Genomic DNA, 5,310 nt, shown 5'->3' with positions numbered 1-5,310 from the left:
GCGGGCCCGGTCCTACGCCGCGGGGGGGGGGGCCCGCCCCCCCCCGGCCCCCCCCCGCCGCCTTGTTCGGGCATCCGCCCCGCCCGAACCCACATGATCCGCCGCTCCCCCGCAGGTCCGGGCCGGACCGCGCGCCCCGCGAAACGGGCACGAACGGGCGGCATCGGGCCCGCTAGGGGCCTGTTCACCTCGGCGTACCCCCGGTAAAACTTCCGGTGCGGGCCCTTCCGGGCCCGAACGGGCAGTGACGGGTACGGAGGTCGGCGGGCATGAGCGCGGAGGAACGACAGCGGGAGATCGTGCGGACGGCGCGGCACTCCGGCTCCGTCGACGTCACCGAGCTCGCGGCCGCGCTCGGTGTCGCGAAGGAGACCGTGCGCCGCGACCTGCGGGCGCTGGAGGACCACGGCCTGGTGCGGCGCACGCACGGCGGCGCGTATCCGGTGGAGAGCGCCGGGTTCGAGACGACGCTGGCGTTCCGCACGACGATGCACGTGCCGGAGAAGCGGCGGATCGCCGCGGCGGCCGCGGAGCTGCTCGGCGACGCCGAGACGGTCTTCGTCGACGAGGGCTTCACGCCGCAGCTGATCGCCGAGGCGCTGCCGCGCGACCGGCCGTTGACCGTCGTCACGGCCTCCCTCGCCACCGCCGGCGCACTCGCCGAGAACGACAACACGACCGTGCTGCTGCTCGGCGGCCGGGTCCGCGCGGGCACGCTCGCGACCGTGGACCACTGGACGTCGAAGATGCTCGCCGGGTTCGTCGTCGACCTCGCCTACATCGGCGCCAACGGCATCTCCCGCGAGCACGGCCTGACCACGCCCGACCCGGCCGTCAGCGAGGTCAAGTCGCAGGCGATCCGGGCGGCGCGGCGCACGGTTTTCGCCGGCGTGCACACCAAGTTCGGCGCGACCAGCTTCTGCCGCTTCGCTCCGGTGGGCGCCTTGGAAGCGATCGTCACCAGCACCCAGCTGCCCATGTCCGAGGCCCACCGCTACTCGCTGCTGGGGCCTCAGGTCATCCGCGTGTGAACACCCACAACCCCAGGAGCATCGATGCGAACCCAGAGCCGACGCCGGCCACCGGGCCCCCTGCTCGTGATGGCCGCCGCAGGGACGCTGCTCACCACCCCTCTCCTGACCGGCTGTTGGGCCGGCGCCGGCGGGCTCGGCAGTGGCGGTGACTCCCTCAACGTCCTGATGGTCAACAACCCGCAGATGGTCGAGCTGCAGAAACTCACGGCCAAGCACTTCACGAAGGAGACCGGCATCAAGGTGAACTTCACCGTGCTGCCGGAGAACGACGTCCGCGACAAGATCAGCCAGGACTTCGCCAACCAGGCGGGCCAGTACGACGTCGCGACCCTCTCCAACTACGAGATCCCGATCTACGCCCGCAACGGCTGGCTGCGCTCGCTCGGCCCCTACGTGAGCAAGGACAAGGGCTTCGACCAGAAGGACATCCTCGCCCCCATGCGCGAGTCGCTCACCGGCGACGACGGGAAGCTCTACGGCCAACCGTTCTACGGCGAGTCGTCCTTCCTGATGTACCGCAAGGACGTCTTCGCCAAGAAGGGCCTGAAGATGCCGGAGCACCCGACCTGGCAGCAGGTCGCGGACCTCTCGGCGAAGGCCGACGGCGCCGAGAAGGGCATGAAGGGCATCTGCCTGCGCGGGCTGCCGGGCTGGGGCGAGTCGATGGCGCCGCTGACCACGGTCGTGAACACCTTCGGCGGCACCTGGTTCGACAAGGACTGGAAGGCCCGCATCAACGACAAGGGCTTCAAGGACGCGACCAGGTTCTACGTCGATCTCGTACGCAAACACGGTGAGTCCGGCGCCGCCCAGGCCGGCTTCGCCGAGTGCCTCAACAACCTCACCCAGGGCAAGACCGCCATGTGGTATGACGCGACCTCCGCGGCGGGCTCGCTCGAAGCGGCCAAGTCGCCGGTCAAGGGCAAGATCGGCTATGTCTCCGCGCCCGTCGAGAAGACGAAGTCCAGCGGCTGGCTCTACACCTGGGCGTGGGGCCTGCAGAAGGCCTCCCCCAACCCGGACAAGGCCTGGAAGTTCATCTCCTGGGCGTCCGGCAAGGAGTACGAGAAGCTCGTCGGCGAGAACTTCGGCTGGGCCAACGTGCCCGCCGGCAAGCGCGCCTCCACGTACGACATCCCGCGGTACCGCGAGGAGGCGGCCCCCTTCCAGGCCCAGACGCGGGACGCCATCGAGAACGCGCGGCCGAGCGATCCGGGCGTGCAGCCGCGGCCCGCGCCCGGCATCCAGTTCGTCGGCATCCCCGAGTTCACCGACCTCGGCACCAAGGTCTCGCAGGAGATCAGCGCGGCCGTCGCCGGACGCCAGTCGGTCGATTCGGCCCTGGCCAAGTCCCAGAAGCTCGCCGCCGAGATCGCGAAGGAGTACGAGGGCCGATGACCACCACGACCGCCGCTCCCGCGACCAGCCCCACTCCCACACCGGTCGTCACGAACGCCCCGAGCAGGCTGCGCGCCTGGGCGACCCGCGCGCCGCTGCTCCCCGCCCTGGTCTTCATGGTCGTGGTCACCCAACTCCCGTTCGTGGCCACGCTCGTGATCTCGTTCTTCGACTGGAACGCGCTGTACCCGGACGCCCGCCACTTCACCGGGTTCGGCAACTACTCCGAGGTCCTCACCGACCCGGACCTGCGCAAGTCGGTCCTCACCACGATCGTCCTGACGGTGTCGGTGGTCGTCGCGAGCCTGGTGCTCGGCCTCGCCCTCGCGCTGCTGCTCGACCGCCGCTTCAAGGGTCGCGGCCTGGTCCGTACGCTGCTGATCGCGCCGTTCCTGATCGTCCCGGTCGCCGCGGCGCTGCTGTGGAAGCACGTCCTCTACAACCCCGAATACGGCCTGCTCAACGGGTTGTTGCACTACGTGGGCGGGCCACAGCCGGACTGGATCTCGAACACGCCGCTGCTCGCGGTGGAGCTCTCCCTGGTCTGGCAGTGGACGCCGTTCATGATGCTGATCCTGCTCGCGGGCCTTCAGTCCCGCTCCGCCGAACAGATCGAGGCCGCCCGCGTGGACGGCGCGGGGCCGTGGCAGATCTTCCGCCATCTCACGCTCCCGCACCTGCGCAGGTACCTGGAGCTGGGCGCGCTGCTCGGCTCGATCTACATCGTGCAGAACTTCGACGCCGTCTTCACCATCACGTCCGGCGGCCTCGGCACCGCCAACCTGCCGTACACCGTCTACCAGTCCTTCTACCAGGCCCACGAGAACGGTCTCGCCTCGGCGGCCGGCGTCCTGGTCGTCATCGGTTCGATCATCATCGCGACGTTCGCCCTGCGGGTCGTGTCGTCGCTGTTCCGCGAGGAGGTGTCACGCTGATGACGTTCTCAACCTTTCTGCGCGGCAAGGGACTTGGCCTGCTGGCCTGGCTGGCCGGCATCGTCTTCTTCCTGCCGATCGCCTGGATGGTCCTGACGTCCTTCCACTCGGAGTCGGACGCGGCCACCAACCCGCCCTCCTTCGCCGCCTCGCTCACCCTCGACGGCTACCGCGACTTCTTCGGCGCGGGCGGCGGCGCGAGCCCCTGGCCCGCGCTCATCAACTCGACGGTGGCCTCGCTCGTCGCGACGCTGCTCGTGCTGCTGCTCGCGCTCCCCGCGGCGTACGCGCTGTCGATCCGCCGGGTCCGCAAGTGGACCGACGTCCTGTTCTTCTTCCTCTCCACGAAGATGCTGCCGGTGGTGGCGGGCCTGCTGCCGATCTACCTCTTCGCGAAGAACACCGGCTTCCTCGACAACATCTGGCTCCTGGTCATCCTCTACACGTCGATGAACCTGCCGATCGCGGTGTGGATGATGCAGTCGTTCCTGGCCGAGGTGCCGGTCGCGGTGATCGAGGCCGCGCAGATCGACGGGGCGCGCCTTCCGACGGTCCTGACCCGGGTGGTCGCCCCGATCGCGCTGCCAGGCATCGCGGCGACGGCCCTGATCTGCTTCATCTTCTCCTGGAACGAACTCCTCTTCGCCCGGGTGCTGACCGGCGTCGTCGCCCAGACCGCACCCGTCTTCCTGACCGGCTTCATCACCAGCCAGGGCCTGTTCCTGGCGAAGGTGTGCGCCGCGTCCCTCGTGATCTCCCTGCCGGTACTCGCGGCAGGGTTCGCCGCCCAGGACAAGCTCGTCCAGGGCCTGTCCCTCGGCGCGGTGAAGTGAAATACCGGCTCAACTCCCGTATGTGCTCTGGAGGTTGTACATGAAGGCCGCGATCGTCGAATCGGTGGGCAAGGTCGTCGTCGGCGAGGTGCCGGACCCGACGCCCGGTCCCCGCGACGTGATCGTCGGGGTCGCGGCCTGCGGGCTCTGCGGCACCGATCTGCACATCCTGCAAGGCGAGTTCGCCCCTACGCTGCCGGTGGTCCCGGGCCACGAGTTCGCGGGCACGATCGTCGAAGTGGGCTCTCAGGTCACGGAGTTGAGGGTCGGCGACCGGGTGGCGGTGGACCCCTCCCTGCACTGCCACGAGTGCCGCTACTGCCGGGCCGGCCGGGGCAATCTGTGCGAGCGGTGGGCGGCGATCGGGGTGTCGACGGCGGGCGGGGCGGCCCAGTACGCCGTCGCGCCGGTCGCCAACTGCGTACCGCTGCCCGACCACGTACAGACCCAGGACGCGGCGCTCATCGAGCCGCTGTCCTGCGCGGTGCGCGGCTACGACGTCCTCCAGTCGCGGCTCGGCGCGCACGTCCTGATCTACGGCTCGGGCACGATGGGCCTGATGATGCTGGAGCTGGCCAAGCGGACCGGCGCGGCGAGCGTGGAGGTGGTGGACCTCAACCCGGACCGCCTCGAGACGGCCCGGCGCCTCGGCGTCTCGGGGTCCGCCGCGAACCCCGACGAACTCGACCGCCCCGCCGGCTGGGACGTCGTCATCGACGCGACCGGCAACGCGGCGGCGATCCAGGACGGCCTCGGCCGCGTCTCCAAGGCGGGCACGTTCCTCCAGTTCGGCGTGGCGGACTACGCGACGCGCGTGACGATCGACCCGTACCGCATCTACAACCAGGAGATCACCATCACCGGCTCGATGGCGGTCCTGCACAGCTACGAGCGGGCGGCGGAGCTCTTCGCGGGCGGCGTCCTCGACCCGTCCGTCTTCATCAGCGACCGGCTGCCGCTCGCCAACTACCCGCAGGCGCTCGACCAGTTCGCCTCGGGCGTGGGCCGGAAGATCGTCGTGGTGCCCTAACCTGTCCGTCGCGGACGACGCGGTGGAGATCCTCGCCACCGTGAAGACCACGGACCGTACGGGCGTCGAGATGGAGGCGC

Annotated in this window: 5 protein-coding genes and 1 pseudogene; all 6 read left to right on the top strand. The window is 69.9% G+C overall.

The features are described from left to right. Positions 1 to 269: 269 nt before the first annotated feature. Positions 270 to 1,031, top strand: coding sequence for a DeoR/GlpR family DNA-binding transcription regulator (locus tag ABT004_RS35735; protein ID WP_351345807.1), 762 nt, complete (start codon positions 270 to 272; stop codon positions 1,029 to 1,031). A 24-nt stretch (positions 1,032 to 1,055) separates the two neighbouring features. Continuing rightward, positions 1,056 to 2,432: an ABC transporter substrate-binding protein gene (locus tag ABT004_RS35730; RefSeq protein WP_351345804.1), complete on the top strand. Its 1,377-nt coding sequence runs from the start codon at positions 1,056 to 1,058 to the stop codon at positions 2,430 to 2,432. Next, positions 2,429 to 3,367 (top strand): carbohydrate ABC transporter permease, encoded by a 939-nt coding sequence (locus ABT004_RS35725; protein WP_351345802.1) that lies wholly within the window; start codon positions 2,429 to 2,431, stop codon positions 3,365 to 3,367. The genes ABT004_RS35730 and ABT004_RS35725 overlap by 4 nt, the downstream gene beginning before the upstream one ends. After that, on the top strand, positions 3,367 to 4,200 hold the full coding sequence (locus tag ABT004_RS35720; RefSeq protein ID WP_351345799.1) for a carbohydrate ABC transporter permease: 834 nt from the start codon (positions 3,367 to 3,369) through the stop codon (positions 4,198 to 4,200). The genes ABT004_RS35725 and ABT004_RS35720 overlap by 1 nt, the downstream gene beginning before the upstream one ends. A 40-nt stretch (positions 4,201 to 4,240) precedes the next feature. Continuing rightward, positions 4,241 to 5,230 (top strand): zinc-dependent alcohol dehydrogenase family protein, encoded by a 990-nt coding sequence (locus tag ABT004_RS35715; RefSeq protein ID WP_351345796.1) that lies wholly within the window; start codon positions 4,241 to 4,243, stop codon positions 5,228 to 5,230. Next, positions 5,229 to 5,310: pseudogene (locus ABT004_RS35710) on the top strand (cyclic pyranopterin monophosphate synthase MoaC); the annotation flags it as partial. The gene ABT004_RS35715 and the pseudogene ABT004_RS35710, both read left to right, overlap by 2 nt.

Origin of the sequence: Streptomyces sp. NPDC002790 (assembly GCF_040295505.1) — a bacterium.
GTDB lineage: Bacteria > Actinomycetota > Actinomycetes > Streptomycetales > Streptomycetaceae > Streptomyces.
The sequence above is the reverse complement of the archived record's forward strand: the minus strand, read 5'-3'. Positions and strand labels throughout refer to the sequence as shown.

Bases quoted from the DNA above. Each gene is read 5' to 3' on its own strand.
- ABT004_RS35735 (WP_351345807.1), top strand. From the start codon at position 270: ATGAGCGCGGAGGAACGACAGCGGGAGATCGTGCGGACGGCGCGGCAC.
- ABT004_RS35730 (WP_351345804.1), top strand. From the start codon at position 1,056: ATGCGAACCCAGAGCCGACGCCGGCCACCGGGCCCCCTGCTCGTGATG.
- ABT004_RS35725 (WP_351345802.1), top strand. From the start codon at position 2,429: ATGACCACCACGACCGCCGCTCCCGCGACCAGCCCCACTCCCACACCG.
- ABT004_RS35720 (WP_351345799.1), top strand. From the start codon at position 3,367: ATGACGTTCTCAACCTTTCTGCGCGGCAAGGGACTTGGCCTGCTGGCC.
- ABT004_RS35715 (WP_351345796.1), top strand. From the start codon at position 4,241: ATGAAGGCCGCGATCGTCGAATCGGTGGGCAAGGTCGTCGTCGGCGAG.